26 protein-coding genes are annotated in these 26,541 nt (G+C 51.1%); 3 read left to right on the top strand and 23 right to left on the bottom strand.

Going from position 1 to position 26,541, the window contains the following annotated elements; all coding sequences use genetic code 11:
• Positions 1-91 precede the first annotated feature (91 nt).
• On the bottom strand, positions 92-706 hold the full coding sequence (locus ACLIN2_RS22855) for a PH domain-containing protein (RefSeq protein WP_327932882.1): 615 nt from the start codon (positions 704-706) through the stop codon (positions 92-94).
• Between the two features lie 161 nt (positions 707-867).
• Here ACLIN2_RS22855 and ACLIN2_RS22860 point away from each other — a divergent pair, with 161 nt between their 5' ends.
• Positions 868-1,779, top strand: a complete 912-nt coding sequence (locus ACLIN2_RS22860) for a DNA/RNA non-specific endonuclease (RefSeq protein WP_411502229.1) — start codon at positions 868-870, stop codon at positions 1,777-1,779.
• Here ACLIN2_RS22860 and ACLIN2_RS22865 read toward each other — a convergent pair.
• Positions 1,754-2,503, bottom strand: coding sequence for a GNAT family N-acetyltransferase (locus tag ACLIN2_RS22865; protein WP_411502230.1), 750 nt, complete (start codon positions 2,501-2,503; stop codon positions 1,754-1,756). The genes ACLIN2_RS22860 and ACLIN2_RS22865 overlap by 26 nt on opposite strands.
• A 119-nt stretch (positions 2,504-2,622) precedes the next feature.
• Positions 2,623-3,570, bottom strand: coding sequence for an MBL fold metallo-hydrolase (locus ACLIN2_RS22870; protein WP_411502231.1), 948 nt, complete (start codon positions 3,568-3,570; stop codon positions 2,623-2,625).
• A gap of 133 nt (positions 3,571-3,703) precedes the next feature.
• Between ACLIN2_RS22870 and ACLIN2_RS22875 the strand changes: the two genes are divergently transcribed.
• Complete coding sequence (locus tag ACLIN2_RS22875; protein WP_328210535.1) at positions 3,704-4,324, top strand: TetR/AcrR family transcriptional regulator; 621 nt, start codon at positions 3,704-3,706, stop codon at positions 4,322-4,324.
• Between the two features lie 70 nt (positions 4,325-4,394).
• Here the strand turns inward: ACLIN2_RS22875 and ACLIN2_RS22880 are convergent, their stop codons facing one another.
• The 3 genes from ACLIN2_RS22880 to ACLIN2_RS22890 all read right to left on the bottom strand — a co-directional run bounded on the left by ACLIN2_RS22880 (position 4,395) and on the right by ACLIN2_RS22890 (position 7,358).
• The gene (locus ACLIN2_RS22880; protein ID WP_328210534.1) at positions 4,395-5,801 is read right to left on the bottom strand and encodes an amino acid permease; all 1,407 of its coding nucleotides are present in this window, start codon (positions 5,799-5,801) and stop codon (positions 4,395-4,397) included.
• Positions 5,802-6,222: 421 nt separating this feature from the next.
• Entirely contained in the window at positions 6,223-6,759 is a 537-nt protein-coding gene (locus tag ACLIN2_RS22885; protein WP_411502232.1) for a DinB family protein, read from the bottom strand.
• Positions 6,760-7,001: 242 nt separating this feature from the next.
• Entirely contained in the window at positions 7,002-7,358 is a 357-nt protein-coding gene (locus ACLIN2_RS22890) for a group I truncated hemoglobin (RefSeq protein ID WP_122925844.1), read from the bottom strand.
• A gap of 271 nt (positions 7,359-7,629) precedes the next feature.
• On the opposite strand from ACLIN2_RS22890, the gene ACLIN2_RS22895 reads away from it, so the two are divergent.
• Positions 7,630-8,094 (top strand): GbsR/MarR family transcriptional regulator, encoded by a 465-nt coding sequence (locus ACLIN2_RS22895; RefSeq protein ID WP_328210532.1) that lies wholly within the window; start codon positions 7,630-7,632, stop codon positions 8,092-8,094.
• A 92-nt stretch (positions 8,095-8,186) separates the two neighbouring features.
• On the opposite strand, the gene ACLIN2_RS22900 is transcribed toward ACLIN2_RS22895, so the two are convergent.
• The 17 genes from ACLIN2_RS22900 to ACLIN2_RS22980 form a co-directional block, all read right to left on the bottom strand.
• On the bottom strand, positions 8,187-8,546 hold the full coding sequence (locus tag ACLIN2_RS22900) for a hypothetical protein (protein ID WP_411504623.1): 360 nt from the start codon (positions 8,544-8,546) through the stop codon (positions 8,187-8,189).
• Positions 8,428-8,736 (bottom strand): methyltransferase domain-containing protein, encoded by a 309-nt coding sequence (locus ACLIN2_RS22905; protein ID WP_411502233.1) that lies wholly within the window; start codon positions 8,734-8,736, stop codon positions 8,428-8,430. The genes ACLIN2_RS22900 and ACLIN2_RS22905 overlap by 119 nt, the downstream gene beginning before the upstream one ends.
• A 257-nt stretch (positions 8,737-8,993) precedes the next feature.
• Positions 8,994-9,551, bottom strand: coding sequence for a nitroreductase family protein (locus ACLIN2_RS22910; RefSeq protein ID WP_400585633.1), 558 nt, complete (start codon positions 9,549-9,551; stop codon positions 8,994-8,996).
• A gap of 120 nt (positions 9,552-9,671) precedes the next feature.
• On the bottom strand, positions 9,672-9,920 hold the full coding sequence (locus ACLIN2_RS22915; RefSeq protein WP_122925837.1) for a hypothetical protein: 249 nt from the start codon (positions 9,918-9,920) through the stop codon (positions 9,672-9,674).
• A 132-nt stretch (positions 9,921-10,052) separates the two neighbouring features.
• Positions 10,053-10,790 (bottom strand): PIG-L deacetylase family protein, encoded by a 738-nt coding sequence (locus tag ACLIN2_RS22920; protein ID WP_411502234.1) that lies wholly within the window; start codon positions 10,788-10,790, stop codon positions 10,053-10,055.
• A 17-nt stretch (positions 10,791-10,807) separates the two neighbouring features.
• The gene (locus ACLIN2_RS22925; RefSeq protein WP_411502235.1) at positions 10,808-11,800 is read right to left on the bottom strand and encodes an N-acetylglucosamine kinase; all 993 of its coding nucleotides are present in this window, start codon (positions 11,798-11,800) and stop codon (positions 10,808-10,810) included.
• Positions 11,800-13,308 (bottom strand): argininosuccinate lyase, encoded by a 1,509-nt coding sequence (gene argH, locus ACLIN2_RS22930; protein ID WP_411502236.1) that lies wholly within the window; start codon positions 13,306-13,308, stop codon positions 11,800-11,802. Before argH ends, ACLIN2_RS22925 begins: the two co-directional genes overlap by 1 nt.
• A 128-nt stretch (positions 13,309-13,436) precedes the next feature.
• Entirely contained in the window at positions 13,437-15,968 is a 2,532-nt protein-coding gene (locus tag ACLIN2_RS22935; RefSeq protein WP_411502237.1) for an NEW3 domain-containing protein, read from the bottom strand.
• A gap of 160 nt (positions 15,969-16,128) precedes the next feature.
• On the bottom strand, positions 16,129-17,856 hold the full coding sequence (locus ACLIN2_RS22940; protein ID WP_092274463.1) for an ABC transporter permease: 1,728 nt from the start codon (positions 17,854-17,856) through the stop codon (positions 16,129-16,131).
• A gap of 15 nt (positions 17,857-17,871) precedes the next feature.
• On the bottom strand, positions 17,872-18,948 hold the full coding sequence (locus ACLIN2_RS22945; protein ID WP_411502238.1) for an ABC transporter ATP-binding protein: 1,077 nt from the start codon (positions 18,946-18,948) through the stop codon (positions 17,872-17,874).
• 93 nt (positions 18,949-19,041) lie between these two features.
• On the bottom strand, positions 19,042-20,184 hold the full coding sequence (locus ACLIN2_RS22950; protein WP_092274457.1) for an extracellular solute-binding protein: 1,143 nt from the start codon (positions 20,182-20,184) through the stop codon (positions 19,042-19,044).
• An 18-nt stretch (positions 20,185-20,202) separates the two neighbouring features.
• The gene (locus ACLIN2_RS22955; RefSeq protein WP_092274455.1) at positions 20,203-21,384 is read right to left on the bottom strand and encodes an ROK family protein; all 1,182 of its coding nucleotides are present in this window, start codon (positions 21,382-21,384) and stop codon (positions 20,203-20,205) included.
• Between the two features lie 180 nt (positions 21,385-21,564).
• Positions 21,565-22,092, bottom strand: coding sequence for a GNAT family N-acetyltransferase (locus ACLIN2_RS22960; protein ID WP_411502239.1), 528 nt, complete (start codon positions 22,090-22,092; stop codon positions 21,565-21,567).
• Positions 22,093-22,265: 173 nt separating this feature from the next.
• On the bottom strand, positions 22,266-23,303 hold the full coding sequence (locus tag ACLIN2_RS22965; protein WP_411502240.1) for an aromatic acid exporter family protein: 1,038 nt from the start codon (positions 23,301-23,303) through the stop codon (positions 22,266-22,268).
• 112 nt (positions 23,304-23,415) lie between these two features.
• On the bottom strand, positions 23,416-23,832 hold the full coding sequence (locus ACLIN2_RS22970) for a zinc-ribbon domain-containing protein (RefSeq protein ID WP_411502241.1): 417 nt from the start codon (positions 23,830-23,832) through the stop codon (positions 23,416-23,418).
• 65 nt (positions 23,833-23,897) lie between these two features.
• Positions 23,898-24,071, bottom strand: a complete 174-nt coding sequence (locus ACLIN2_RS22975; protein ID WP_170184476.1) for a hypothetical protein — start codon at positions 24,069-24,071, stop codon at positions 23,898-23,900.
• A 114-nt stretch (positions 24,072-24,185) separates the two neighbouring features.
• Positions 24,186-26,441, bottom strand: a complete 2,256-nt coding sequence (locus ACLIN2_RS22980) for an S-layer homology domain-containing protein (protein WP_400588588.1) — start codon at positions 26,439-26,441, stop codon at positions 24,186-24,188.
• Between the last annotated feature and the right edge of the window lie 100 nt (positions 26,442-26,541).

Genomic DNA, 26,541 nt, shown 5'->3' on the forward strand with positions numbered 1-26,541 from the left:
GGAGAATGTATAAAGGGCCCTCCAGGGCAAGCCAGCCTACACGAATAACGTGCGGGTGCTTACCGGAGTGGCCCTCTCTTATTGCGTACGTTTAGTTGTGGATGTATTTTTCAAAGACTTTGCCGAAGTCTTTCACGACGTATTTCTCATGCGTGTCCTTTAGCCAGTCAAAGGTGTACTGATTCAGCGTCTGAAACTGTGTCGCGATATCAGCGGAAAGCTTCATGGCGCTGCTGATTGTGCTTTGGGCAACGTGGAGGCTTTCCTGCGCGTGCTGCATGGCCACTTCGTTTTCATGCGTCATCGAGGATATTTTGATCAGTGCCTTATACAAATCCTTGAGCGCTTCCAAATGCTTTTTGTTCACATCAATCGAGTAGTGCTCCGCCCCCATCGTGAACTTGATTTCCACATCCAGATCTACCGTGCCCGCCGTTTCCAGCGAGACGTCCGTAATTTTATGCGTGTGGTAGGAAAGCCGGCGCAGCGTCCGCTTTTTGCTGGTTGCGCTCGTCCCATCGAGATGAATGAGCGCCAGGTTGGTAAAGCAGTACTCATCTGATTTAGACTTGATCAGGAAGTAGATCTTCTCGTTATCCTCGTGCATGACGTAGTCGTCGGAGTCCACCTTGTCGTAATCGGACGGCTTCACGACCACCCCAACATCGCTTAATCCCAAAACATCCGCTGCCAGCTTGCCAAACATCGTCCATCTCCCCCTTTTTTCTGGGCATATTGACCTCACAACCAGTAGTACGCTAGGCGGTGTGCCTGGTTGCACGATTCTAGTATAATGCAATTACAACTGAATATTCTTACAATATTTCATGCGTGGAGAAAGGCTTTTTTCCAAGGAGGAGAGGACTCATGAAGACCGGCTACGATCCTTTTTTTCTCAATGAAAAGCACCCGATTCCACTGCCATTGCCACAAGGCCGTGTCGCTGCCGAGGCGCTTGATGACGGAGCTGTTTTCGACTTCACGCATTTTTCCATCGTCATGAACCAGCGCACGCGTTTCGCTATTTTTTCTGCTGCCTGCGTCGATATCTTGCGGGCAACCCCTGTCACCCGGGACAATTCCTCCTGGCATTTTGACGAGCGAATCGGGGAGGAAAATCAGGTCGGCCCCGAATATTACGCGCGAAACGATTATGACAAAGGCCATCTGACCCGCCGCAGAGACATCTGCTGGGGAGAGCGCCGGGAAGCAGAGCAGGCCAACTACGACTCGTTCTGCTACGCCAACATCGCACTGCAGCATCATCACTTCAACACCGGAATCTGGAACTGCCTGGAGGACTGGGTCATCCAGCGGCTGCAAGCGGCAAAGCGGTTGGTCATTCTTACCGGACCAATTCACAAGGACGATGACGAGGAGTACTGTGGTGTAGATGGCAATCCTGGATCGCCCATAGCGGCGCATCCTGGATCGCCCATAGCGGCGCATCCTGGCTGCGCCGTTCATGTCCCTTTTGGCTTCTGGAAAAGCGTCCTGTACGCCAATGAAGAACAGCAAATCTCGTGCCTCTCCTTTCTCATCCGACAAAGTCCCGAGCGCTCCACTGATCGCTGTGAGTATCAGCGTCTAGTGACCTACCAAGTGCCGCTCGAGACCATCGCCAAAGAGACGAGCCTGCGCTTTGACGCAAGTCTCTATCTGCGCAACCCACTCTTTTGGGAGCCTCGTCTCGTATCGTCAGAGGGAAAGCAGGAAATGAGCGAGCTGATTCCCATTTACCAGCCGTCCGACATCAGGTGGAGCACTCCTGCTCCTTGATCCGATACCAGTACGGATAGATTTCCTGATACCCCAGTTTTTCATAGAGCCGAAGAGCAGGTGTGTTATCCACTACGACCTGCAAATAGGAGTGCTTGGCCCCACGCTCAATCCCCCACTGCAAAATATTCAATACCAGCTGCTCACCGTATCCGCGCTTGCGATGGCTTGGGGCCGTCACGATGTCATAAAGTCCGATGTGTTCTCGTTCCAGCACACCAATGCCGCAGGCGACGACCTCCCCTTCTGCATACAGGACGGCATAGCAGCAGGCGGGTATGATCTTTCGTAGCGTCTGAGTCATGGTCTGCTTCTCCCTCTCGTCCTTTTCCGAGAGGCGGCAAAACACATCTACCCATTCATCCGCACATTCCTCGTAGAACTGGACCGAATGCATGGCCGGTGCTGCCATTGCTGCAAGCGAGACCATTTGAACACTGGTATCCGCAAACAGTTTATATCCCCGCTCCTCCAAGAGGGCATCCAACTTGGCCGGCTGAGAATACGGCGTCATTTTGAAGATCGTGGGCAGCTTTTTGCTTCCGTAGTGCCGTTCACACGCCGCGATTTTTTGCTCCAGATCACCCGCCGGAGGATAGAGTGGATAGACAGAATTCGCCCGTTTGGTATACCCGTCTGCAAAGCGCAGCAGCCAGCCGTCGTCAATCATCGTCTCCAGAGCAGGCCAAGCATTGATGGACAGTTCCTCGACATTCACATGCATCGTGATCAGCTCCTTTTTAATCTAATAATAATTCATATTATTGTATAAATATACATCCTATCTCTAAAAATCCCCCTTCCCATTCGACGAGGGCGGGGGATTTTTTCCTTGTCCTTCTATCAATCCCTGTAGTATTTCTTCTGGCTACCTTCTTCTCGTACCTGAAGGTCGCCGTTTGTCAGCAAATATTGCAAGCAGGCATTCGTTTCGCCCAAATCAATCCACTTTTGAAACAGGCTGCGGTCGGCCGGAAATATAGCGAGTGAAATTTCGTAGGCGGTTCGTCCTCCTGCCGCGAGCTCGCGCACAGCATCCAGACGTGACCGGTAATAGTCGATTACCTCTGCGATCCGCTCCTGCGCATCATAAAAGATGGGTCCATGCCCAGGAAGTACGGCGGCAATTTCCATGGCTTGCATCTTCGACAGCGTAGCCAGATAGGTCTGCAAAGGATTCGAATCTCCGTAGCCGTGGTAGGAAATATACGGCATCGTCTCCCGCGTCATGTGATCGCCAGAGATGAGCAGCTTCTTTTGCTCGTTGTAAAAACAGATATGTCCAGGCGTATGTCCGGGCAAGTGGATTGCCTCAAACGCAAGCTCTCCCAGCTGAAAGCGGTCGCCAGCGTTCAAAGGCTGCAAGTCGGTCGGATAGGGCGAAGTAGGGCGGACGAACGCCGCAGCATTTTCTTGCAGCTGAAGGACGCTCTCTTGCGGCAGCCCCGCTGATAGGTAATACGCCTGAAACGTCTCGGGCGTCCAGCCATAGAGGGACAGCTCGCGATCGATTTCGTTCAGGTGAACGGGTGCCCCTGTCCATTCCTGAAGCAAACCGGAAAATCCGAAATGATCGCCATGCTGATGCGTCAACACGATGCTTTCGATATCCTTTGTCGGGTCAATTCCATGCTTGGCAAAGACTTCTTCCCACGTTTTCCGTGTAGCCTCCCATTTCAGCCCCGTGTCCACAATGATCCATTTTCCTTCTCTTTTTGCCAAATAACAGTGTACGTTATCATTCCAGTAAGGCAGTGGGATCGTCACCTGAAAAATACCGTATTCCTCCATGGTTTTCTTCCCCCTTCTATTTTTCGTTCCTTTCTCCCTTGCGACTATCTATTTTCATGATAACGTGAGATCGCGCACATTTTAAATCTCTCGTATACTTATAGAAAAAGATTGTACGGAAAAGAGGAGTATCGTGAGCAAAACAACTGAACGAATCGATGGGCGGAATCTTCGTTCGCTCCAGACTCGTCATAAATTGCTGGAAGCCGCTCAAGCTGTTTTCATTGAGAATGGATACCAGAGGGCAACGATCACCCAAATCATCAAGAAAGCAAAGACCGGATACGGTACAGCCTATGTCCACTTTTCGGGAAAAGACGACTTGTTGATTGTTTTGATGGATGACATCATGAACCGGTTCTACGAGATTGCCGAAATGAGCTACCAGCCGTCCACCAAACAAGAGGCGATCTCGATGATTACGACGCAAGCCAGCCTGTTTTTGGAAAATGCGATCGAGCAAAAAGCGATCCTGCAAGTATTTGTCGAGGCTATTCGCTTTTCTGACAAGGCCCATCAAAAGTGGGACGAGATCCGGGAAAAATTCGTTGAGAGAATCGCGAGTGACGTAGCCTACGCACAGGCAAAAGGCCTCGCTCGTGCGGATGTAGATCGCGATTTGATTGCCCGCAACTGGTTTTCCCTCAACGAGACACAGCTTTGGGACCTTGTGAACGGCAAAAACAAGCACTCTGTTCAAGAAATCGTGCGAAACATGACCATCCTGTACACGAGCGGACTGTATCCTTCGTGATCACCCTCCTGCTCGCAAGCAAAGAGCCGATCGTTCCCGGTTCCGGAACAATCGCTCTTTTTGTTTGTGCCTATCCCTTGTGAACAAACTTTTTCGCAGCCGTTTCTGTACGACCATGACGGTTGACGTTTTTCTTCTTCCAGATCCAATATGCAATCACGAGGAAGATCAACCACGGTATGCCAAATTGCAGCATCATTTTGAATGGCGTAAACCACGTAGTCACGATCAGGCTGAGCAGCAGAACCCCTCCCAGTATGGTCAAATATGGGAAGCCGATCATTTTCACCGGGAGTTTGCGCCCGCCGTTTTTCTCCCATTGCTTGCGGAAAAACAGATGCGAGACAAAAATCATCAGCCAGGTAAAAATAGAGCCGAACATGGAGATTCCCATCATGAAAGCGTAGGAGGAATCGGGCAAAACGGCATTCACGCCTGCTGCGACAAAAATACCGAGAGTGGAAATAATGAGTGCCCATGTAGGAATGCCTTTTTTGCTCACTTTTCCCAGGACGGCAGGAGCTTGTTTTTCCAAAGACAGCGAATACATCAAGCGGGTAGATGCGTACAGCTGGCTGTTCATCGCGGAGAGGGCCGCGGTTAAAATGATAAAGTTCATGATTCCGGAGGCACCCGGTATGTTCAATATCTCCATGACTTTGACAAACGGACTCTTGTCTACTCCCGCGGTTTGCCATGGAACAATCAACAGCATGATCCCCATCGTGAGCACGTAAAAAGAGGAAAGACGAAAGACAGTTGCCTTAAGTGCTTTTGGCACCGCGACATCTGGTTCTTTGGCTTCGCCGGCTGTCACGGCAATCTGTTCTGTGCCAAGAAAGCTGAACAAGGAAATAAAGACGGCCACCCATATTCCCCACCAGCCAAATGGCATGAACTGTCCAGAATTCGCGAAATTTTCGAAACCAGCTTTTGATTCCTCAGGCCCACCGACCAAGATGTACGCCCCTAAAAGGATGAACAAGACAATAGCACTTACTTTAATCATGGAGAACCAATATTCAAACGTAGCAAAAGTGTGGACATTGGTGGAATTGACGTAAATCAGCACAATGGCAAAAAACAAAATCCATACAATTCCTGGCACATTCGGGAACCAGTAATTCATATAAACAGCAATCGCGCTGACTTCCACCCCAACTGCCAGCACATTGGACATCCAGTAGGAATAGCGCACGATAAAGCCAGCCCAAGGACTTATGTATTTTTCGGCGATCGTACCAAACGCACCTGAGGTCGGATGGGCCACGGTCATTTCCGCCAAACAGCCCATTAATAGCAAAACAATAATAGCGCCTACTCCATAGCTGATCAAAACTCCTGGTCCTGCTGTCCCGATCGCAAGGCCACTTCCCAGAAACAGGCCCGTACCGATCGCACAGCCCATCGCCATCATGGTGAGCTGCCCCGTTTTCAACTCGCGCTTTAATCCTGATTCCCGATTGAGATTCTCCATATGTCATCTCCCTAACTAGCAATATTCAACCCCGCTGTAAGCCCTTACAATAATCCGCTCAAGTGATTGGCGCCACATCTCCTCCGATCATTTTTACTATGGCGAATTTTCTTTCAAGTCTTGCTAGACGAATGCCCTTACTTGAAATGTGACATTATATCAATAATATACTGACAAGTTGACATCATGTCAACATTTCCGAAACAAGCCGTTTTCTCTATTTTTAATCTGTTGATTTGCTAGACGGTTCATAAGAAAACCTCTATCGAGGCCTATTAAAGGAGGAGCGACCGCGTTTTAGCGGAAAGTTTCCATGCGCTCCAGAATTCATAAGCATTACGCTTATAAATTCCTACACGTTCAAAAAAAACCAGTCAATTCCCGCCCCCTTCGAGCGAGTTTTCACTGGTTTTTCTTCGGCTTATCCTCTGTTTTGATTCAGGATCCCCAAATATTCCTGCCATGGCCCAACGTCTGCCCGATACCTCTGTGCCATCACCCTCACGATTTGAGCGATATGCGTCAAATCATGAACCGCCCACGTCGAGATCAGCTCTCTTACTTTAACCACACCAAATGCCGGATGAAATCCCGTTTTCTCCAGGTCCGACTCCGTCACGACAAGGCTCCCTAGCCTCGTGATGTTCTGTTCCCTTATCTCTTGAAACGCAAGCAGCAATTGTTCAAGCGACTTTGCAGCAGCCTCTTCCTTCATGTGCGCGAAACGATCAAACGGTGGAAATGGCTTGCTTTCCCCCTCTTGCAGGATGAATTTCAATCTGGGTATCCAGTTCGTTTTTTCGCCTTCAATGAGATGTTCAACGACCTGTACGGGATTCCAGGTTCCCTCGCCTTCATTGGCCCCGAGCCACCCGCCCGACAGCCCAGATAGGAATTGCTTCAATGTCTGTGGCGTCCGCTCCAGAATCTTGATCGCTTCCTGCCGATTAAAATTCATGAATCCGCTCCCCCTCCCGAAAATTTCAGCTCCATACATAGATGACAGCATAAGGCTGACCCTGGCAGTATTAGATTAAATTTTACCACATAGACCATTTCTTGGGCCGCCGCTAAAAATTAGAAAACTTGGCCCCGCCAGCTTTGTGGCGGAGCCTTAGTTGCACTTATACTGGCTAAGAATTATATAAATTCTTACTGTATAAAAATAGGTCCATGCAAGATGGACCTACCGCGAACACTTTACTTGTACAAAATATCGTCTCGTAGTGCGCCTACTTTTGTCAAAGCCTCGTCGATATCTCCCGCTCCGACTCCGAAATGCTCAAGCGCTGCCTGCAAATGGTTTACGATCGCGTCAAAATGCTCCGGCTGCAGGTTCATCCCTGCATGGACCTTTGCCATGGACTGACCGGTATACTGATTGGGACCGCCTAACGCATAGCTGATGAACTTGGTTTGGTGCCTCCGCTGCTTTTCCATATCGGTGTCCTTGAAAAATTGGTTCACAGTTTCATCTGCCAATATCAGATCGTAAAAGTAATCAACGACCTTGGCAATCGTTTCTTCACCGCCATACTTGTCATAAAAAGTTGCCATCGTTTCCCTCCAGCATGTAGAAGTTTCCTTTTAGCTATTCCCTGATCTAGGAATCTCCATTACATGTTTTTAGGCTGGCAGCACAAGTGGGAGTGAATCAGTTCCTCTTTGTCATGAGCGCCACGATATCAAACCTCCGTGTCGAGCAAGAGCACGGTCGGGTTGATTCTCTCTTACCCAACCGTTCGAAGTATTGGTATAATAAATTACTGAAAACTATCCGAGCTGCTCGAAAAACGTCTGTACGTTTTTCCCAAAGGGAGTAATTGTATTGAATGATAAGTTATCTCCAGAGCTTTTGACTTATATTGAAGAAATCGGGCTCCACCATGAGAGCCAAGGTATATCCCGAATTGCAGGACGGATACTCGGCCTGTTGATGGTGACAGAAGGCGCTCTTTCCGCCGAACAGATCGCATCCTCCCTGCAAGTAAGCCTTGGCAGCGTTTCTACCAACATCCGCTTATTGCTGCAAACCGGACATGTGGAAAAAAAGAGTGTGACGGGAGACCGTGTCACCTACTATATATTTTCTCCCAATGCCTTGGAAAAGGAGGTTCTCTCTACCCTGAAGCGAGCTGCATCTCTGCAGACCATCCTGGAAAAGGGGGCACAAATCGAGAGCGTGAAAGAAAGCGGGGTCTTGTCAAAGCGCTTTGAGTCCATGAAAGAGAGCGCCGTGCATTTGGAGGGATATCTGGAAAAATTGCTTGCTCAATGGCGTTCGCAATCCTGACTGCTGAAGTGCGCTGCTCCATCATGCTGGTATAAAAAGAGGCAATCCCTCCGCCAATTTTCTATGGCTTTTCGGACAGCCCCTCCACTTCTTTAACGGATAGAAAACCTGTTCAATTTTGCCTCAGTACCAATCATGACAGTGTTAAGCTCTCTTCCCCATTCCAGATACGTATTTCTCCAACTCCTAATTCTTGTGAGCATCGCGTCAACGTCGGGATCATCCGGGTTTTCATAACAGTACTCTTCAATAGAGCTCGCATATAGGCCTTCGTAAGCATCCCAATCATCCTCACTTGCTACAGCCGAGAAGAGTGGGGTTAGCCCCATCTGTTCACCCAGCTTTACATTTCCGTGATGAGTCGTCGGCATGTGTAGACCCAATGCATATACCCAAACGAAACGCTGAAGTGGAATATTGATCGATAACTTGCTTTGCATCTTCATTGACAAATTGGATGTGCTCCAAAGAAATTCTCCCGTTGGCACGATTACGCGCCGATTCGATCGAACCTTCATACAGCTCAATAGCAGTGGCTGAAATGTTATATTTTTCCATATAACGAATAAGCAATTCACTTGTTCCAGCTCCAATGTCAATCGCTTTATCATTGGGATTCAGCTTTGTGTGATTCATAAACATATTGATCTTGCTTTCACTGATCGGATTGCTAAATGCATGGCTCCTGTGGGCTATCGCCGAGAATTTCCCAGCCCCTTTTATGAATGTTAGATTCGATTTTACACTACATATTCAGTATAAGAATAGTCGGTTGAACAATCCGCATGTTCTTAGCACTCCTGATCGTCCCGAAAAAGAATCAGCAAAATAAAATCGGCGAACGTCAAAAAAAAGGGGGACACCACGACTGGTGTTAACCCCCTCCTTTCTTCTATCAACTACAGCCACGTCGTCTTGCTTGCAGCCTCTGCGCGAGCCGTAGTAGGAACGTCCGCTTCTGGATACCCGATAAATAGAGTCCCGACGACCTTTTGATTTTCCGGTGATCCAAGGAACGTCATCAATCGTTCGTCTCGTACCAGTCCCACGCCTCTCGTGCGCCAGACCATGCCCAGTCCCAGCTCTTTAGCTGCAAGCCACATCGAGTGAATCGCGCAGCAGACAGCGTATTCGTTATCTTCTGACGACGCTTCATCACCGGGAATGATATCCGCTGTCGCCACGATGACCAGTGGCGTTTTTTCCAATACTGCCAGCGATTCCGCGACGAGATGAGGCTTGGTTGGGAAGCGCTCCAGCAAAAATTGTTTGGCGATTGCCTCGAATCGCTCCTTCGCCTCTCCTCTGATCACATAAAAGTGCCATGGCTGACGCAGTCGATCATTCGGCGCGAGCACAGCACACTCCAGCAGCGCCTCGATCTTTTCGGTCTCTACCTCTTTTGGCAAATAATTTCGCACAGCTCTTCTCTCTTGCAAGGCTTGACGAACGGACATGACGCAGTTCCTCCTCTACTACCTATCAGGACAAATTTTACCATCATTATATCTAAGATACCTACCCGCCGTATAGAAAGAAACGCCAACTTCCCTATGCAGCCGCTCCCATGGCCTTGGCTAATTCCCATGTATCGCCATTTGGGCTTTATACTCGTCTGCTTTGGTTACATAAATATCGTACTGCGTAAAATCTCTAGTGGAGAAGGAAAACGAGCCTGTGTGATGCCGCGGATCCTGATGAGTTCGGGTCCGAAACGAGACGCCAGCCGCCTCCAGCCTGTAAATCACCCGAAAGTAATCCTGGCTGCCAAAAGCTGTGTAAATCAAGCTCTTGTGCCGGGAAAACAAAAACTGGAATAGACTCACTGTGCATTCCTCCCTTCCCTCTTATGGATATACGGGGGTGGGGAAAATTGGTTTCTAACATAGAATAAAAAAAGGATTAACCAGCACTACGCTGACCAACCCTTGTGCTATTTTTGCCGTTGAACTCGCCACTCACAGCTCGATCACCGGAATCTCGGTTTCTGATGGCAAAGGCTCTACCCTTTTTCCTCCTGAACGAATCAGTGTGTAGTATTCGTAGCAGCCAATCACGCCAAAGTCGCCGTCAATCACACCCGGGTAGGCCCGATTCACCGAGTAGCTCTGACTTTGATGGGCGCGCAAGGCTTCGCCCTTTTGCAAGCGGTAGGAGGTAATATCGACTTTACCCGTAATGGGCACGGCAGGCTGTGGCCCCCGATCCGGGCAATGATCGTAGTAGTGGGGAATGGAAACGTAGTACAGATCCGGATATTCTCTGGCTGACAGCACCTCCTCAGCCAGTTCTACTGCCCTTGTCGTCGCCTTGCACGTCACAATGTGATCAGGATGACCTGTCACACCATCTGGCGGAAAGGTCACCACGACATCCGGCTTCCATTCCACAATCGTCTCGCGTATTCGCCCGACCAGCTCATCGAAATTCGTCTGCACCAACGAGCCATCTGGATAGCGGAACAGATCCAAGCGGTCAATCCCCAAAACCTCGGCAGCTCTCTCCAGCTCCTGTTCACGATGGCGTGCCAATTTCTCGCCGCAATCGATTTCAAACGGCCCCGTCCGCCCTTTGCAGCCGGAAGTGACGCAGACTAAACACGTCATTTGACTGGCATCCCGGCACTTTGCCAAGGTACCACCGCAGGCAAACGATTCATCGTCAGGGTGAGGAAACACTACCATTACTTTTTTCATCTCAACTGGCACCTCTTTTACTGTTCGGATTGGCTGTCCAAATACGCCAATCCTTTTGCAATGACCCCGTAAATCGGGTCGTTCTGTGCATTCTCGATCACGACGGACGACGCGTAGCGGTTGACTCGATCTATGACGATTTCTCTGACCCGATCGTCATTCTGCAAAACGCCGCCCTGCAGAATCAGCTGAAACGGTTTGTTCTTCATATGCAAGGCTTCTATGACGGCACGAACGGCAAGGAACAGCTCTTCCCCTGCGTCCTGCAAGATTTCCAAGGCTACAGGATCTCCCTGATCGGCAGCCTGACTGACCAAGACGGACAGCTCGCCTACCTTGTCCACGGAATAGAATGAGCCGTACGTCCAGTTAAAAAGCTCATCCACGCGAGACAATCCGATGAAGGGCAGCAGCAAATCTTTCAAAAGAGTGGGTGCTCCCCTGCCATCTGCCGCTTTTAGGACAGCGACAATCGCCCGCTTGCCGATCCAGTAGCCGCTCCCTTCATCCCCGACGCGATGACCCCAGCCCCCTGCCCGTGACGTTTCCTGCGCATCGTTTACCCCAAAAGCGATGGAGCCGGTGCCAGCGATCACCAGGATGCCTGGCTTGCCGCCAGTCGCACCGAGCAAAGCCGCGAAGCCATCGTTTTCGACGATTAAATGACGGACGTGCACGTGCAGCTGCTGCAATACGCGCTGAACCATCCCCGTTATCACCTGGCGATCATGCTCGGTATCAAGGCCAGCGATCCCGAAGACAGCGCACTCAACCTCCCACTCTGCCGAGGGCGTGCTTGGCACGTTTGGATAGTGGGTTAAAGCCTCCCCCAGAGCCTGGGAGATCGCCTGCATCAGCTCTCGCGCGGCTGCCTCCTCCCCACTTCCCTGGTAATTGCATGAGCCGGATCGTCCGCAGCCGACTTCCTGCCCGGATCGTTCCACCAGCACGGCCAAGCACTTGGTGCCCCCTCCGTCTACTGCCAAAAGGGGAATCCGTACAGCTGCCATCACCCCACACTCCAATCAGCGATGATCTGATCCAGCCGCTTCCACGTTTGTTCTCTCTCCTGTTTCTCCTGCGAAAGCCAGGACGTTTCTGCCTGCAAGGAAGCTGTGCGCTCCTGAATCATCCGCTTGATTTCATCGGCATTCGGTCCTCCCGGAAGCTTACGGATGCGGACAAAATGAACCGGATCCAAGGCGAGACGAAGCTCTTCTGCCGTGATGGCCAGTTCTTTGCCGATCACGTCCAAAGCCGCACGATTGACCAGCTCCAGACTGATCTGATCCGCTTTAAGCCCGGCTGCCATCGCTTCTTTTACTACTTTGCTGACGATGTGGTGGGAGCTTCTGAACGATAGATGATCCGTGCGCACGAGTGTATCTGCCAGCTCCGTCACGGTCGCAAAGCTGCCTTTTGCCCGTTCCAAGAGACCTGCTTTGTTTACTTCCATCGTTCCTACCACGCAAGCCATCAGTCGATACATCTGCTCTAGCACTGACATGCTCTTCCAGACATACGGCTGCATGTCATCCTCTGTGTCCACGATGTCACCAAATGGCGTGTTGTGCATCATGGTCAACACCGTTTGGGCATTTCCCGCGCTGCTGGACAGAAGGGAGCGCATGTGCTCAAAGGACACCGGGTTGCGTTTTTGCGGCATAATCGAGCTGATCTGCACGTAGGGGCTCGCTACCTTTAAACCCGAAAACTCCTGTGTGCACCACAGCAGCATATCCTGAACCGTACGTCCCAAATTAATTGCTGCCAGCTGAATCGCCGTGGCAGCCTCCCCCAGGTAATCGGCTCCGCAAACGGCGTCGTACGAGTTTTCTACCAGCTCATCAAAGCCGAGCAGCTCCTTCATCCTCTCCCGGCTGATTGCAAATCCCGAAGTAGTCAAAGCCGCCGCTCCCATCGGACTGCGATTGCACGTCCGATAAGCGTTCAACAGCCGCTTGATATCGCGACTGAGCAAATCGACTGCTGCCATGATGTAATGGGCCATGGTTGTGGGCTGTGCCTGCTGCGTATGGGTATAGCCGATCATCACGGTCTCCGCATGCTCTTGCGCAAAAAGGAGCAAATGCTCTTTCAGATAGAGGGCAGATTCCAAGGTTACCAGCAGCTTTTCCCGCAGCACCATGCGATATATGGCGATTCCCATGTCGTTGCGGCTTCGCGCCAGATGCAGATTGCCCGCCACGTCCGGGGCCAACTCCAAGAGACGGCTCTCTACCTGAAAGAACAAATCTTCAAACTGCCCGGTGTACGCGGAGTGGCGCAGCTCTTCCATCTCGATGCCGACCAGAGCTTGGGCAATCGCCTTCGCTTCCGTATCCGTCAAAAGCTCCTGTTCGCGCAGCATAACCAGATGCGCCTTGTTGATGGCCATCATCGGTTGCAGGAGATGGTTTTTGGCTTCATGAAAGGCAGGTGCAAGAACTACCTCCACATAGGTCTTTCCTGGGAAGCTTTCTCCCTCCTGCTGAAAAATACGCTCTCTATAATTCATTTGACTTGCATCTCCTTCCCTGCTGTATCGGCTGGCTACTACGATTATTACAAAGATTCTCGCATCGATCCGGGAAGGAAAAGAGACAGGCATTCTGCCTCTTCCCTTTGGCGGATCAAACTGGATTGCTACTGATGGAGACTCACCATATTGACGAACAAGCGGATCGCCCCAGGAACCAGAGCAGGAATTTCACGGTACCAGACGAGGGAGCTGTAGGTATACGTTCCTTTGCCGTACTTAGCTGAGAGGAATGTGCCTGTAAACTCTTTCTCTCCTGCATCTCCGTTGGAAATCAGCTCGGTATACTCTTTGCCCCACTGTGCCGGGTTGTAGGCAGAGCGGTCCTGAATCCAGTTGTTCCAGTCTTGCTCGGTAATCTTGTTCGGGGTCGAAAACAGCGGATGATCAGGTGCCAGCATGGTCACCTTGGAGTTTTCATCCGTTACCCGCCATTGAATCAACGGCTCCCCGATCTTGATCGGATACGGAGCGAGCTCTGGCTTCCACTTGTCTTCCGGCTTGTGGTACTGCACGACCAGATTGCCGCCGTTTTCTACGTATTTCAGCAAACGTGCATTGCTCGGAATCAGCTCCGGACGGAAGCCGTACGCACGAATTCCCAAGACGATGGTATCGTATTGGCTCAAATCACCCGACTCAATATCCTTTGCTGTCAGGTTTGTCACCTGTACACCCAGCTGCTGGAGGTATTGATCGATGTTGTCAAAGCCGCTGGAGACATAGCCGACCTTCAATCCTTCTGGAACCTTCAGGTCAAAGGCTTGAATCGCCAATTCGGCTGGCTGAACGAAATAAGTAGTCCCAATATGTGGATAACGGATGACCTGTGCTCCATGTCGACTTTCTTTTCCTCCACCTGTCGCGACGGCTGTCACTTTGTACGAATCCGGTTTGACGGAGGAAGCTGCCTTGACTGCGAACGCCACCGATTTCGTTTCTCCTTTTGCTGCAAAATCAAGCGGCGTCGCTTTCGGCTCCACGCTCCAGCCTGCAGGTACGTCGAGAGAGATATTCGCCTTCGCTGCTCCCGGGTTGTAGTTTTTGACTGTTACTTTGACCGGGATCGGCTCCTGCGGCTTCAGAGTGTTCAAAACGGTTGCGCTCGGAGAAAGAGACAGCGCAAATGCCGGCAATACCGCGACAGCATCGCTTGGCACCGCATGGCTCGTGGCAGTCGCACCAGTGAAGCTGTACGAAACATCCGCCGTAAGTGCCGGTGCCGCATACGGCTGGAACAAATCCGCATCTGCTGGTACCGATACTTCATACGTCGTCTTGACTGTCTCGTTGTAGCCCAGCTGATTGAAGCTGGTCGTTCCCTGCGGCGTCGCTCTCCAGCCTTTCGGTACGTTCAACGCGAGGTTCACTTTGCCCAGCTTGACTTGACCGCCGTTGTAGGCAGATACCGTTACTTTTGTCGTCTGACCTGCCACCAGCTCGCCCGTTTCCGGTTTCACTTTAGTGACGAGTGACAGTGATTCCGCGCTCGCTTTGTTGAGCTGTGCCTGCTTGACATTCAGGCGGTGCAGCAGGTCTGTTTTGGACTCGCTGGAGAGGCCCGAAGCCTGCACATCTGCCGTTGCCTTTGCGACATCTGTAATCATTTCGTGCACTTCTTTTGCCACCGCTTCAAAATGCGGATAGGCGGCAATGACTTCTTCTCCGTCTTTCTGCAGCTTTTGCAAATCGCTGGCAATTTTTGCTCCACCTGACTGACCGGCTACTTCCTTCGCCAGATCGGTAAAGGTGTACGCGATGCCATCGAAAAAGTCCGTTTCCTTGTCCTTCGCTTTCACGACAGACTGATCGAGCTTGTAGTAGTTGGAGCTCGGTCCTTCGTCATAGACACGCCCCATCCCTTGGCTCTTGTGCATAAAGCGGGATTCTTCCCCCAGCTGCACATAGGACGCGCCGTAGACCTCGTCGTAGGCTCCGACGGGAACGCTGACGTTGTAATCCTTCTGTGTGGCAGGCAGGTACAGCTTTTTCACTTGCCATGGCGTCAAGCCTTCCTTCAGCTGTTCGGGGAAAACGGTCGGATCAGCCGCGTCTTTGTACGCCCGAACCGTGATGACATTAATCGCCCGATGATGCCCGTGAGTGGATGGCTCGTTTAAAAATGCGGGTATTACTACATCTGGCCGCAGTGTCCGTATTTTGCGGATCAGCCGCTCATACGCAACGTCTTCTCCCCATTTTTCCAAGGTCTCATCCGGGCTCTTGGAAAAGCCGAAGTCGAAGATCGGGTCGTCGATCTTCTCACTGAGATTCTCTAGGTGAATGTTCGTGATTTTGGAAGCCTCCTGCAATTCGCGTGTGCGGATAATGCCCAACGCATTGCCCAGCTCGCTGCCGATTTCGTTTTGGCCGCCTTCGCCTCGATTGGCAATGATACTGGACGTGTCCACGCCTTTTCCCAGTGACAGATACGCAAGCACCGCACTGTGCTCGTCGTCTGGATGGGCCCCGGTATTCATGGCGCTGGCAATTGTGGTCAACGGTTTGATCGCTTTCCACAGATCGACAACCCCCCGGTCAGCATGGGCAGTCTGGGGCGCAAGTGGCATGATCATACTGCCGACGAGCGCCGCCGCTGTTGTGAGAGTGTACAGCTTGGCAAGTTTCCCCTTTCTCAATGAACCCTCCTCCATTCCCTACTCAGATTGACGTCTATATCAATCACGGCACTCTTTCGTAGTATCCCCTGTTGCAGCCATGGATTGACCCTAGGAAGATAGCGGAGTACTAGAAAACCTCGACCCGCCCCCAAGCGAATCCTTTCTCTACAAGCTTTTACTAGATAGCGGTGCCTGCTTTGTCCCCGCCAAGCTTTCTGGAGATGAACAGAACCACGATGATGACGATAATCTGCAGCACCCCATACGCGCACGCCGTTCCAAACTCAAAGCTGTACATTCGCTGGAATACGGCTACCGACAGAGGAGTCGTTCGCGGCGTAAAGATCAGGATCGATGCGACAAACTCTCCGATACACTGGACAAAAGCCAGCAGCGTTCCGGCCAGAATCCCACCCAACGCCATCGGAAAGACGACTCGGCGGAAGCTGTACCACCACGATGCGCCCAAATTACGCGCCGCTTCCTCCACGGATGGATCCATCTGCATCAACGTTGCGGAGGTAGAACGGAAGACGAGAGGCAGATGCCGGACAAAGTACGCGAGCGGGATGATCCAGAACGTCCCGATCAGCACCTGTCCAAAGCTGAATACGGTCGGTTGGCTGAACGCTGCGATCAGGTTTACCGCTACAACCGTACCTGGCAGCGCCCAAGGCAGCATGATCAGCACGTCCAGCAACGTCTTGCCGCGAAATTTTAGACGAACCATCGAATACGCAGCCGCCACGCCGAACAAGACGATACCTACGCAGGCGATGGCAGAGAGCTGCAAGCTGTTTACGATCGGACGCCAAGTCTTGCTGTCCGTAAACAGGTCGAGATAATGGTCAAGTGTGTACTGCGGAGGTAGTATTTGCACCGTCCAGGTACCGTCAACTGAGAACGAGATGAGGACCAGGACGAGAATGGGCAGCATCAGGATGATCGTGCCGATAAAGGAAAGCACCATCGCTATGTAACGGACAGCTTTGCTCTTGATCTCCGTGCGGTGTACGCTAACCCCTTTGCTCAGGTTCTGGTAGTTGCGCACGCCTTGGTACCAGCGCATGATCAAAAGGAAGAGAACCGAGACTATTGAGAGAATCGTAGATTGCGTAGCCGCCATGTCCAAATCCCCGTTCGTACGGGAAAGGTAGATCTGCATCGTCATCGTCCGGTCGATCCCGAAGATGAGCGGTGCTGTGTAGGAAGCCATAGAAACCATGAATACCAAAAGGGACGAAGCTACCATCGCCGGTGTCAGCATCGGCAGTATGACACGCCGCCAGACAGTCAAACGGCTCGCTCCAAGACTGGCTGCCGCTTCCTCCAAGGACGGATCAAGTCCTTTGATCGCTGCAGTGGCCGTCATAAAAAAGTAGGTGTACATCGTAAAGGTATGGACGACTACGACGCCCCAAAAGCCTTTTAAGGGAAACGGTACCTGCGAGAGTCCTAGCAGTTCTTTGATCGCACGTGGAAAGATCCCGCTCTCCCCGTACAAAAACGTAAAGGACAATACCCCGATCAACGGCGGCAATGCCATCGGCACCAGTGCCAGCACAGACAAGATTTTGCGGCCCGGAAATTCATAACGCTCCAGGAGGAACGCCATGGTCACTCCGACGATGCCGCAGGAGATGACACTCAAAACCGAGATGTAGATACTGGTCCACAGCGCCTCCAGATTGGCGGTATGCTCCAGACTGAAGAAGCGCGCATAGTTTTTCCAGGTGATGACTTCGTCGACTTTGATACTGGCAACAAAGGTTTCAAACAACGGATATATCACATAGGCAAGTAAAATCAAAAAGAGTGGCGAAACGAGCACGTAGACGAAGGAAGGCGAAGCCATGATGGACTTCCGTCTGGTCGCTGCTGGCGCCTGCTGCAATTCTGCTTTCAATCGCTTCTCCCTCCCTTATCCAGCAAAGTAAATGCTCTCTTTCGGAATGTGCAGCTTGATCGTGTCTCCACGCTGCTTGACAGGTCTTCCCAAATTGATGGACATGCTGCGCAGCTGCTCATCCCCAACACTCGTCACATAGTTGACGCATGCCCCTGTGAATTCAGCCAGAACCACAGCGCCTGTGACAGTATTCGCCTCTTCCCCCGTCGTGCTCTCCATCACCGATTCCGGGCGAATGGACAGGGTCACTTTTTCACCTGCAGCCAGCCTTACTTGCGAGGAAGCATTCTTTTTCAAACCGGTCAAAATCTGCCCGGAGGAGACACGCACTTGTACCTCGTCCCCCTCGATGCCAGCCACCGTACCTTCCCAGAGGTTGGTCTCACCGATAAAGGATGCGACAAACCGATTGACGGGACGATGATAAATATCATGCGGTGTGCCGATTTGCTGCACCTCTCCACTCTGCATCACCATGATCCGATCTGACATCGACATCGCTTCCGCCTGATCATGCGTGACGTAAATCGTCGTAATTCCAAGCTCCAGCTGGAGTCTTTTGATTTCAAAGCGCGTCTCTTCCCGCAGCTTGGCGTCGAGATTGGACAGCGGCTCATCCAACAGCAGTATCTGCGGCTCGATGACCAGCGCCCGTGCGAGTGCCACCCGTTGCTGCTGCCCACCGGAGAGTTGATCGATCCTGCGCTCCCCGTACCCTTCCAGGCGAACCAGCTTCATCATTTTTTCCACACGCTCTTGGGTCTCTGTTCGGGACAGCTTGCGAACTTGCAGCCCAAATGCAATGTTTTCAAACACCGTCATATGCGGAAACAGCGCGTAGTTTTGAAAAACCATTCCCGTGTTTCGCTTATGCGGTGGCACCGAGGTAACCTCCCTGCTGCCAAAGCGAATTTGCCCCTCAGTTGGAAAGTAAAAGCCTGCGATCATCCGCAGCGTCGTTGTCTTTCCGCATCCACTCGGCCCAAGAAAGGTGAAAAATTCACCAGACTCAATATGAATGTGTACATCTTCTACTCCTTTTGCCTGGCCAAAACGTTTGTGAACGTGTTCGAGTGTTACGCTGCTCATCCGTTTCTGTATCCTCCTTCGTAGCGAGTCTGGGCACGTGAGGGATAAGTGACTGGACGGAAAGGAACACTCCTTCCCGTCCAGCTTGTCACATTACTTCTTCCCTTTGCCCTTGATGTTTTCATCCCAATGCTGCATCCACTCTTTTTCCTTCGCTGCCATGACTGCCCAGTCGAGCTCCAAAGGCTTCAGCTCCAGGTTTTTCATGAAATCAGGCAAGTCATCCTTGCTGATATCGGTACGTGCAGGGAATTGGAAGCGCTCCTTGGCGAGCGTGGAGGCAATCTCAGGGCTCATCAGGAACTCCATGAAGTTTTTCGCCGCCTCCATGTTTTTCGCACCTTTTACGAGAGCGATTCCGTCGACGAGGATTGGCGCCCCGCTCTTCGGATAAATGAAGTCGTAAGGATGGTTGTTCTTTTTGCTCTGCAAGAGTACGTCCTGCAGGTTCCACAGCGAGATCACGCCTTCTTGACGGTCCAGCTTCAGATACAGGTTGGTTGGGTCTTGTGTGTATTCCTTGGTATTTGCATCCAGCTTGGTCAGCCAGTCGTAGCCTTTTTCCGGCGTGTCTGCGCCTTGACGATAGATCATGGCAGAATAAATGGTGCGCATCGTTCCGGATGGCAGTACGTTACGGATGACGATTTTGTCCTTGTACTTCGGATCCAGCAATTCGTCCCAATCTTGCGGCGCTTCTTCTGGCTTGAGCGCCTGCGAGTTGTACATGATGACCTCTGGCAAGAGCATTTCACCGTACCAGCGATCCTGCGAGTCTTTGTACAGATCTGGAATCTTGTCTGCAAAAGTAGGCTTGTATGGCTCAAGCAAGCCCTCGTCAGCTGCTGTGCTCAAAGCAGATTGTGTGCCGCCCCACCAGAAGTCTGCTTGCGGGTTGGCTTTTTCTGCCCGCACACGCTCCAAGATTTGTTGGGCACCCATCTCGAGCGTTTCTACTTCGACATTCGGGTACTTTTCTTTGAATTTCGGCAGGACGACCTCGAAGATATTTTTGTCGCGGCCGGTGTAAATGACCAGCTTTTGCGGTTCTCCAGATGGAGCCGGTGTTGTCGCCGCGGGCTGTGCTGCGGGCTGCGTTCCTTGTCCGCCAGCGTTACTGTTATCCGCAGGCTTTGCCTCCTGACCTCCCCCCGAGCATGCAGCTACCGTCAGGGCCAAAGATCCGGCGAACATACCCTGCATCCATTTTTTCAGCTTGCTGTTTGACTTTTTCAAAACTACTCCCCCTCTTTTTTAATCTTTTTCCAGAAGTCTCGTCGACGGAAACGCTTCCAGTACGCTGTGTACAGCGCCGATCAACCCCGCCTGTTCACCAAGACTTGCCTTTTCGAGACAAGGTACCTCTGGCACCCACTCGGTCAGCCAATCGTGAATCCGCTTCACCCCTTCTTCGTCGACATGGACCATCTCCCCACTCAGGATCAAAAGCTCCGGGTTCAATACACTGACGATGTTTGCCATTCCGTACGCCCAATGCCGATACACATCCTCTAACAGCTGTTGTGCACCGACGTTTTCATTGCGAGCGAGGCGGATGAGCTCTTTTATGACACTCGACCCTTCCTGAAGGTCAGAGAGTAATCCCTTTGCCTGTTGCCGAATCCCCGGGACGGAATAATGGGTCTCAAATACGCCAGATGCCTTTTTCGTGCGGTTATGTACAGGACCAATCATCATAAAACCAATTTCTCCGGCCGCTTCCCGGCTGCCCCGGTAAAACTGACCATCCAAAATAATCCCAGATCCAATCCCGGTTCCGACGTACATGTTGACGACATGCGTGTGTCCAACACCAGCTCCTCGCACGTACTCCCCGAGTGTCATCATGTTCACATCGTTGTCGAGGATAACGGGCAGCCCTAAACGAGCCTGAATCGTCTGCTGAATCGGAGAGCCCATCCACCCGGTACTGGGCGAAAAACTGACGGTCCCGCTGTTGCGCTGCGTCACACCCTGCACACCGACCCCCATACCGAGCAGTCGGTCACGAGAGATGCTGCTTTTCGCAAGCAGCTGCGTAAGTCCCCCAGCCAGGTCTTCGATGACGGTCTCGCCATCTTCCGGCCTCGCCAATCGCTTGCTGTAGCGAGCTAAAAACTCACCTTTCAGGTCAGCGATCGCCATTTCCAGTGTCGACCCGTCAAAGATCGCTCCTGCTATCGCGTACGCCTGATAGTTGTACTCCAAAAGAATCGGCTTACGCCCTCCCTTGGAGTCCCCCATGCCTACTTCGCACAGCAGACCTTCCTGGATCATTTCATCGACCAGAGCGGATACACACGGCCGACTCAACTGTGTCTCTTTGGAAATGTCAGCTCGGGAAATCTGCCCGTGCAAAATAACCTGCTGCAATACCTCTTCTTTGTTCAGGTTTTTTACCCGTTTGCTGCTGCCAGTTTTCTTAGGGACACGCACTCTTTTTCGCTCACCACCATGCAGTTAGTTAAGTTTACTAACAAAGTTAACCAAATTATACCTGCCCATTTTTGAATAGTCAAACTATTTAGATTCATCAAAATTAAATATATTTCTATCGTACTAAAAAAAGCCAAATCCCCTGTCGCACACTCAGAGAAATTTGGCTTTTGTTTCCTTTTACTGATCTGCTTTTCGATCATCCTCGTTCAATTTTACTTCCATAAATACAGCACCTTCTATCGGATTAAACACATAAGGATCAATGTGGTAGAAACCGAATGAGTGGTACAATGACTGCGCTTTGGCCATCGTCGGGAGCGTATCCAGTCGCATCACATCATAATGAAGCTCGGAAGCCTTCTCCAGTATGGCTTGAATCAGGATTTTCCCGATCTTCACCCCCCGAAATGAATCGCGGACGTAGAGTCGCTTCATCTCGCAGATGCCCTCCCCGATCCTGCGAAGAGCGATACATCCCGCGGCTTGTCCATCCACTGTTGCCAGTAGCAGCACGCCATCCGGAGGGCCGTACTTTCCAGGCAGTGCTATGTATTCCGCCTCAAAGTCTTGGAAGGAAAGATCGATATCGAGGGAGTGGCCGTACTCCAAGAATAGCTGCTTCACTTGGTCCAAGTCTTCCTCATCCAGACCAGAGACCTCCCTGACCTCAAGCCCATACTCCTTGCCATCTGCTATTGTCGCCATTTGTTTGTCTGCCCCCTATTGTCCTATTCTGAAAAAATGGTAAGCGCACCTCCATCTTACTCACTTTGGCCAGGAGGAAAAAGTCCTTTCCTTGGCATGAAAATGGTGACGAAGGAGCAGCAGAAGCCCTGCCAATCAAAAACGACTGCCATTCGTGACAGTCGTTTCTTCTCTTACTTGGCGGCAGCCACATTTTTATCGGCTGCTTCATCCTTATTTTTTCCCAGCTCATGCTTAATGAACAAGTACCGCTCTATTTCACGCAGCAAATAAAACAACGAAGCGCGTGTCTCGAACTCCTCGCGCGAGGTCGGCAACCCTGTCTCCCTGATCTCATATCGCATGACGCGCAGTTGATCGAGGAAACGATAAGCGGTATTCCCCGGATGGACCGAGTCACTGAGCCGCTCCAAAAAGTCTGCCATCTGATGCCCCTGCGGTACCTGGATATCGAGCGTAGAGACGATCGGCATCATCCGCTCCAAAAGCTCGAACTGCTTCTCGCGCATCACAAAATACTGGTAGTACGGATCGTCTTCCCTTTTTCCCAGCCGATTGTCAACTGAGCGAGAGGCGAGCTGTACCGCTTTCCCCAGCAAGCCTGGCGTTTCGATCATCTCGTGACCATCCCAATTGCTTTCCCCATGACGCAAATAGTAGGCAAATTCTTTGAGGATCTTCATGAAGTTTTGCTCGATCTGTGATTGCATGGCCTTCAGCTCGTTGTCCAAGCTAGGCATGTACAAATTGACGATCAGGGCTACCCCTACCCCAATCAGCAGCAGCGCCAATTCGTTCAAAATGAGGGAAAGATCCATTCGCTGCGAGGAGTATAAGTGCATCATGACAACCATGCTGCTGATGAAGCCTTCCTGAATCTTAAAGCGCACAGCCAATGGCAAAAAGATCAGAATCGCCAGCATGATAGCCAGCGGCGAGTATCCGAGCAAGGCAAACAATGCCATCCCGATCCCCAATCCCAGCAAACTTGCGAGAATCCGGTTTCCGACGGTTCGAAACGATTGTTTTACCGTTACTTGAATGCAGAGAATGGTAATGATCCCTGCCGATGCGGGAAACATCAGGTCAAACTGCTGGGCGAGCAAGATCGATACGGCTGTACCAACTGCCGTCTTTAATGTGCGATAGCCGATTTTTAGTGAAAGGAATCTCAGTCCTGCTCCCTCCTTGCTGATAGAATATGCTCCCACTTTCTTTCCTCTTTCCACTGTACCAAAAAATGTGAACGAACCAAAGTTACGACTTTGTTAAGGGAAAGAAAAAGGACGTCCATTTTGAGGACATCCTCTTTGCTCCAATCATTCACTGTTTTTTGCCGCACTTCGGGCAGTACTGAAAGCTCGACTGTATACTTTGCCCACAATAGGGACAAAATGCTCGCTCTGGCGACAGCTTCTGTGTGCGTTCTGCCGGATCTTTTGCTGTTTCAGCTCCCCTGAACCGTACATCGAGCGGATCGGGCTCTTCTTTTGAATCCGTTATATCGAACAAGGACATTCTCTGTTTAGACGTCGCGTTCTTGTAATGATAGACGGCTTGAAATATCCCGAAACCCACAAAGAGAATCCCCGCTGCCGGAAAAATAAAGCCGATGGGGAATGGGGCATCACGGGTAATGGTGAACGCCATGATCGTCCAGAATATCCCGAAAATGGCGACGACGATACTGCCGGCTGCACCCATAGTAGATGGCCCGCGACCAGGTTTTATGCTTTTCAAAATATCCCCTCCTCTTTCTATCTTAGCGGAAAACGGGGGGAGGCTCAAATCGAAGCGGGGGGAAATTACTGTTCTGTCTGCTCTTTCCACATCTTATCAAAGCTGATCCACTTTCCTGTATGGCCGTCTACGATCGCCCCGTCTCCTGTCAGGCTATAAACGAGAATCGGCTTTGGCTCGCCCGTTTCCTCGTCGAATCCGAAAGGCTGCTTGTAGTACAGCTTAAGAACGGGATTCACCGATGCCCGCTCAACACTGTTGCCAAAAACGAAAGATACGAAAAGGAGGAGAAGAGATACTAAGTATGAACGTTTTTTCGATATAGTTGCTTTCGTTTCACAGTAGGCCCCCCTTTACTCCTGACCCTGTCTTAGCTGGATCAGATCTTGCAACAATTGAGCAGCTTCTCCCCGTGTCAAAGGATCGTTTGGCGAAAAGGCTGTCTTCGTTTTGCCCTCGATCAGACCCAAGGCATGGACGATCGTCACGGCGGGAATGTCCTGCTGTAGCACATCTGGATACACGGACTGGAAGATGCCCGGCTTGTTCAATAGATCCCCATAGCCGAGAAGTCTGGCCGCCATGTCAGCCGCTTGTGCGCGGGTAATGGCCAGATCCGGTTCAAATTTTGTGCCTTGTTTGGCGATGAAGCCGTACTGTAGTCCTTTTTGAATAACGGCATAGTGCGAATGCTCTTTCGTTACATCTTCAAACTCAAAGCGTTCTTTTTCTTCGTCTTCCGCCCTCAATCTCAACGGGTCATGAAACTCGATCCGAGTGGTCAAACGTGACAGCCATTGGGCCATCTCCATTCGAGTTACCTGTTTATCTGGCAACAGCTTTCCTTCCTCTACCGTCATGAATCCATTTCGCACAACATACTCCAACGCTTCCTGGTAGGGATGTCCTGCCAAATCTTCCGGACGCTGCTTTTTCCGTTCGGCATCGAAACTGATCCATTTTCCGGTGAGTGCGTCGACGACTCCCTTATCACCTACATAGCGATAGACCAGCATCGGCTTGGTCATTGACTTTGGCAGATCCTTATTGCCCGGCTGGGGCTGGAAGTAAGTCAGCATCCATTTCTTTTGAGCCTGCTCGACTTTCCTTGCCTCCGTAGGATCGATTGTTTTTGCCACCTTGAGCGCAGCTAGATCCGGCAGGTCATTCGCGTTTGCTTGCAGCGATTCCGCTATGCCGGTCTCAGGATTCACCTCAACGAAGAAGCCTTTATTTTCGATCGGCACGCCATCCTTCATCCAGCCAAACTCCACCATAAAGGGGCTTCCCCTGCGCAGCTGTTCTTGCTGGAAGAGGTCAGAGGGCTGCTCGTCCAGCAGATAGATCTCACCAAGTCTGTCCGAGTAAAAGGTTTTTACCAGCTGGATTGCCCCAGCCACGGCTTCCTTCCACGCTACGGCTTTCTCTATTTTTTGCCCTCCCCGACCTGAGCCCTCACCCAGCATGACCTCCTCTAGCTGACCACGATCGTTGATCCGGAGCTGGACTGTTTCTGCTTGTCTGTCTTTGCTTTGCACCGGAGAAAAGTCAAATTTCCAATTGCGAATCTGCACCCCGTTTGGTCCCGAAGAGCTTCCTCCCCCACGACTGCCTTCCGAGAGGTATTGTCCGGGCAGCTTTTTGATCAGCTGCTCGGCTATTCCTTGGGCTTCTTCCTTGGTGATCAGCCTAGAGACTTTGTCTTTCGAAGCTGGCAAAACAGTCTTTCCCAGTGGTTGCAAGGGTTTGGTCTCTTCAGCATTTTGTCCCAAAGCGTTGATGACTTTTCCAGTTAAGGCGTCCACGTATTGCGGATCCTTTTGTCCGTACGCGTATACCAGTGCAAATTTTCCGTTGTCCCGATCAAAATTGCCTGTAATGCTTTCGAGCACCTTGTAGGAGAGTGTGGGAGTAATCCTTTCTCCCCCTGCATTCTGTGCACGCTCTATGAGCAAAGCTTGCTCAGGATCGGGCAAGTCCTCGTTGTTCCAATCTTTCGCGTACAAAATGACCTGTCCTGCCTCATCAAGAACAAGCTGAATGCCATTTTCCAGGAACGGTATACCTTTTTCGATCCTCGTAAACATAAACACTTGCTGTGGCCACTCGGTATAATAAGGGTTCAAAGCAGCGTACTCATTGGGCTTGGACAGTCGTTTGCGCTCTGCCTCGCTCGTCACCCTCTGCAGAAACACCATTGCGTTTTCCAACGCCTGCTTTTCTCCAACGCTACCGATCGTACCGCTTGTCTTCCCATCCGTTGTATAGCGCGAATATTGGAGCAATTCTCCTGTCACAGCATCGATAACGGCATTCACTCTTGCATTCTCTTGAGCATTCGTCCACGAGAGCGACCATGACTGCTTGAAGTAAGGGGAACGCTCTGGGCCTTTTAATGCCGCATTGATTTGCTTGAAATCAGCAGGAACGAGGCCCCATTTTTGAGCGAGTTGAGTGACTTGCTCCTTTGACAGCAGCGGGGTTAACGCGTCGGAGGCATACACGGCGTGAATTGTGCTTTGCGATGGGAGGATGCCGAATAACGTAGACATCACAAACAATGCTGACAAACCTGCTGTCATGTTCCTAAGCTTTTTTCCTTGCATCATAAGAATAGCTCCTTCCTCCTACCATTTGGACACCTCACCTATTTTACCATTAATTTGGAAATTAAAAGACTGGATTGAAAAAAAATCTGCCCTCGTGATT

The organism is Brevibacillus centrosporus, assembly GCF_046622605.1.
Classification (GTDB): domain Bacteria; phylum Bacillota; class Bacilli; order Brevibacillales; family Brevibacillaceae; genus Brevibacillus; species Brevibacillus centrosporus.

Coding starts and splice junctions, on each gene's coding strand:
- ACLIN2_RS22885 (WP_411502232.1), bottom strand. CDS start 6,759: ATGAATTTTAATCGGCAGGAAGCGATCAAGATTCTGGAGCGGACGCCA.
- ACLIN2_RS22945 (WP_411502238.1), bottom strand. CDS start 18,948: ATGAGCAGCGTAACACTCGAACACGTTCACAAACGTTTTGGCCAGGCA.
- ACLIN2_RS22905 (WP_411502233.1), bottom strand. CDS start 8,736: ATGTTTATGAATCACACAAAGCTGAATCCCAATGATAAAGCGATTGAC.
- ACLIN2_RS22910 (WP_400585633.1), bottom strand. CDS start 9,551: ATGTCCGTTCGTCAAGCCTTGCAAGAGAGAAGAGCTGTGCGAAATTAT.
- ACLIN2_RS22925 (WP_411502235.1), bottom strand. CDS start 11,800: ATGGCAGCTGTACGGATTCCCCTTTTGGCAGTAGACGGAGGGGGCACC.
- ACLIN2_RS22890 (WP_122925844.1), bottom strand. CDS start 7,358: ATGGCAACTTTTTATGACAAGTATGGCGGTGAAGAAACGATTGCCAAG.
- argH (WP_411502236.1), bottom strand. CDS start 13,308: ATGAATTATAGAGAGCGTATTTTTCAGCAGGAGGGAGAAAGCTTCCCA.
- ACLIN2_RS22865 (WP_411502230.1), bottom strand. CDS start 2,503: ATGCATGTGAATGTCGAGGAACTGTCCATCAATGCTTGGCCTGCTCTG.
- ACLIN2_RS22855 (WP_327932882.1), bottom strand. CDS start 706: ATGTTTGGCAAGCTGGCAGCGGATGTTTTGGGATTAAGCGATGTTGGG.
- ACLIN2_RS22920 (WP_411502234.1), bottom strand. CDS start 10,790: ATGAAAAAAGTAATGGTAGTGTTTCCTCACCCTGACGATGAATCGTTT.
- ACLIN2_RS22860 (WP_411502229.1), top strand. CDS start 868: ATGAAGACCGGCTACGATCCTTTTTTTCTCAATGAAAAGCACCCGATT.
- ACLIN2_RS22960 (WP_411502239.1), bottom strand. CDS start 22,092: ATGGCGACAATAGCAGATGGCAAGGAGTATGGGCTTGAGGTCAGGGAG.
- ACLIN2_RS22870 (WP_411502231.1), bottom strand. CDS start 3,570: ATGGAGGAATACGGTATTTTTCAGGTGACGATCCCACTGCCTTACTGG.
- ACLIN2_RS22880 (WP_328210534.1), bottom strand. CDS start 5,801: ATGGAGAATCTCAATCGGGAATCAGGATTAAAGCGCGAGTTGAAAACG.
- ACLIN2_RS22980 (WP_400588588.1), bottom strand. CDS start 26,441: ATGATGCAAGGAAAAAAGCTTAGGAACATGACAGCAGGTTTGTCAGCA.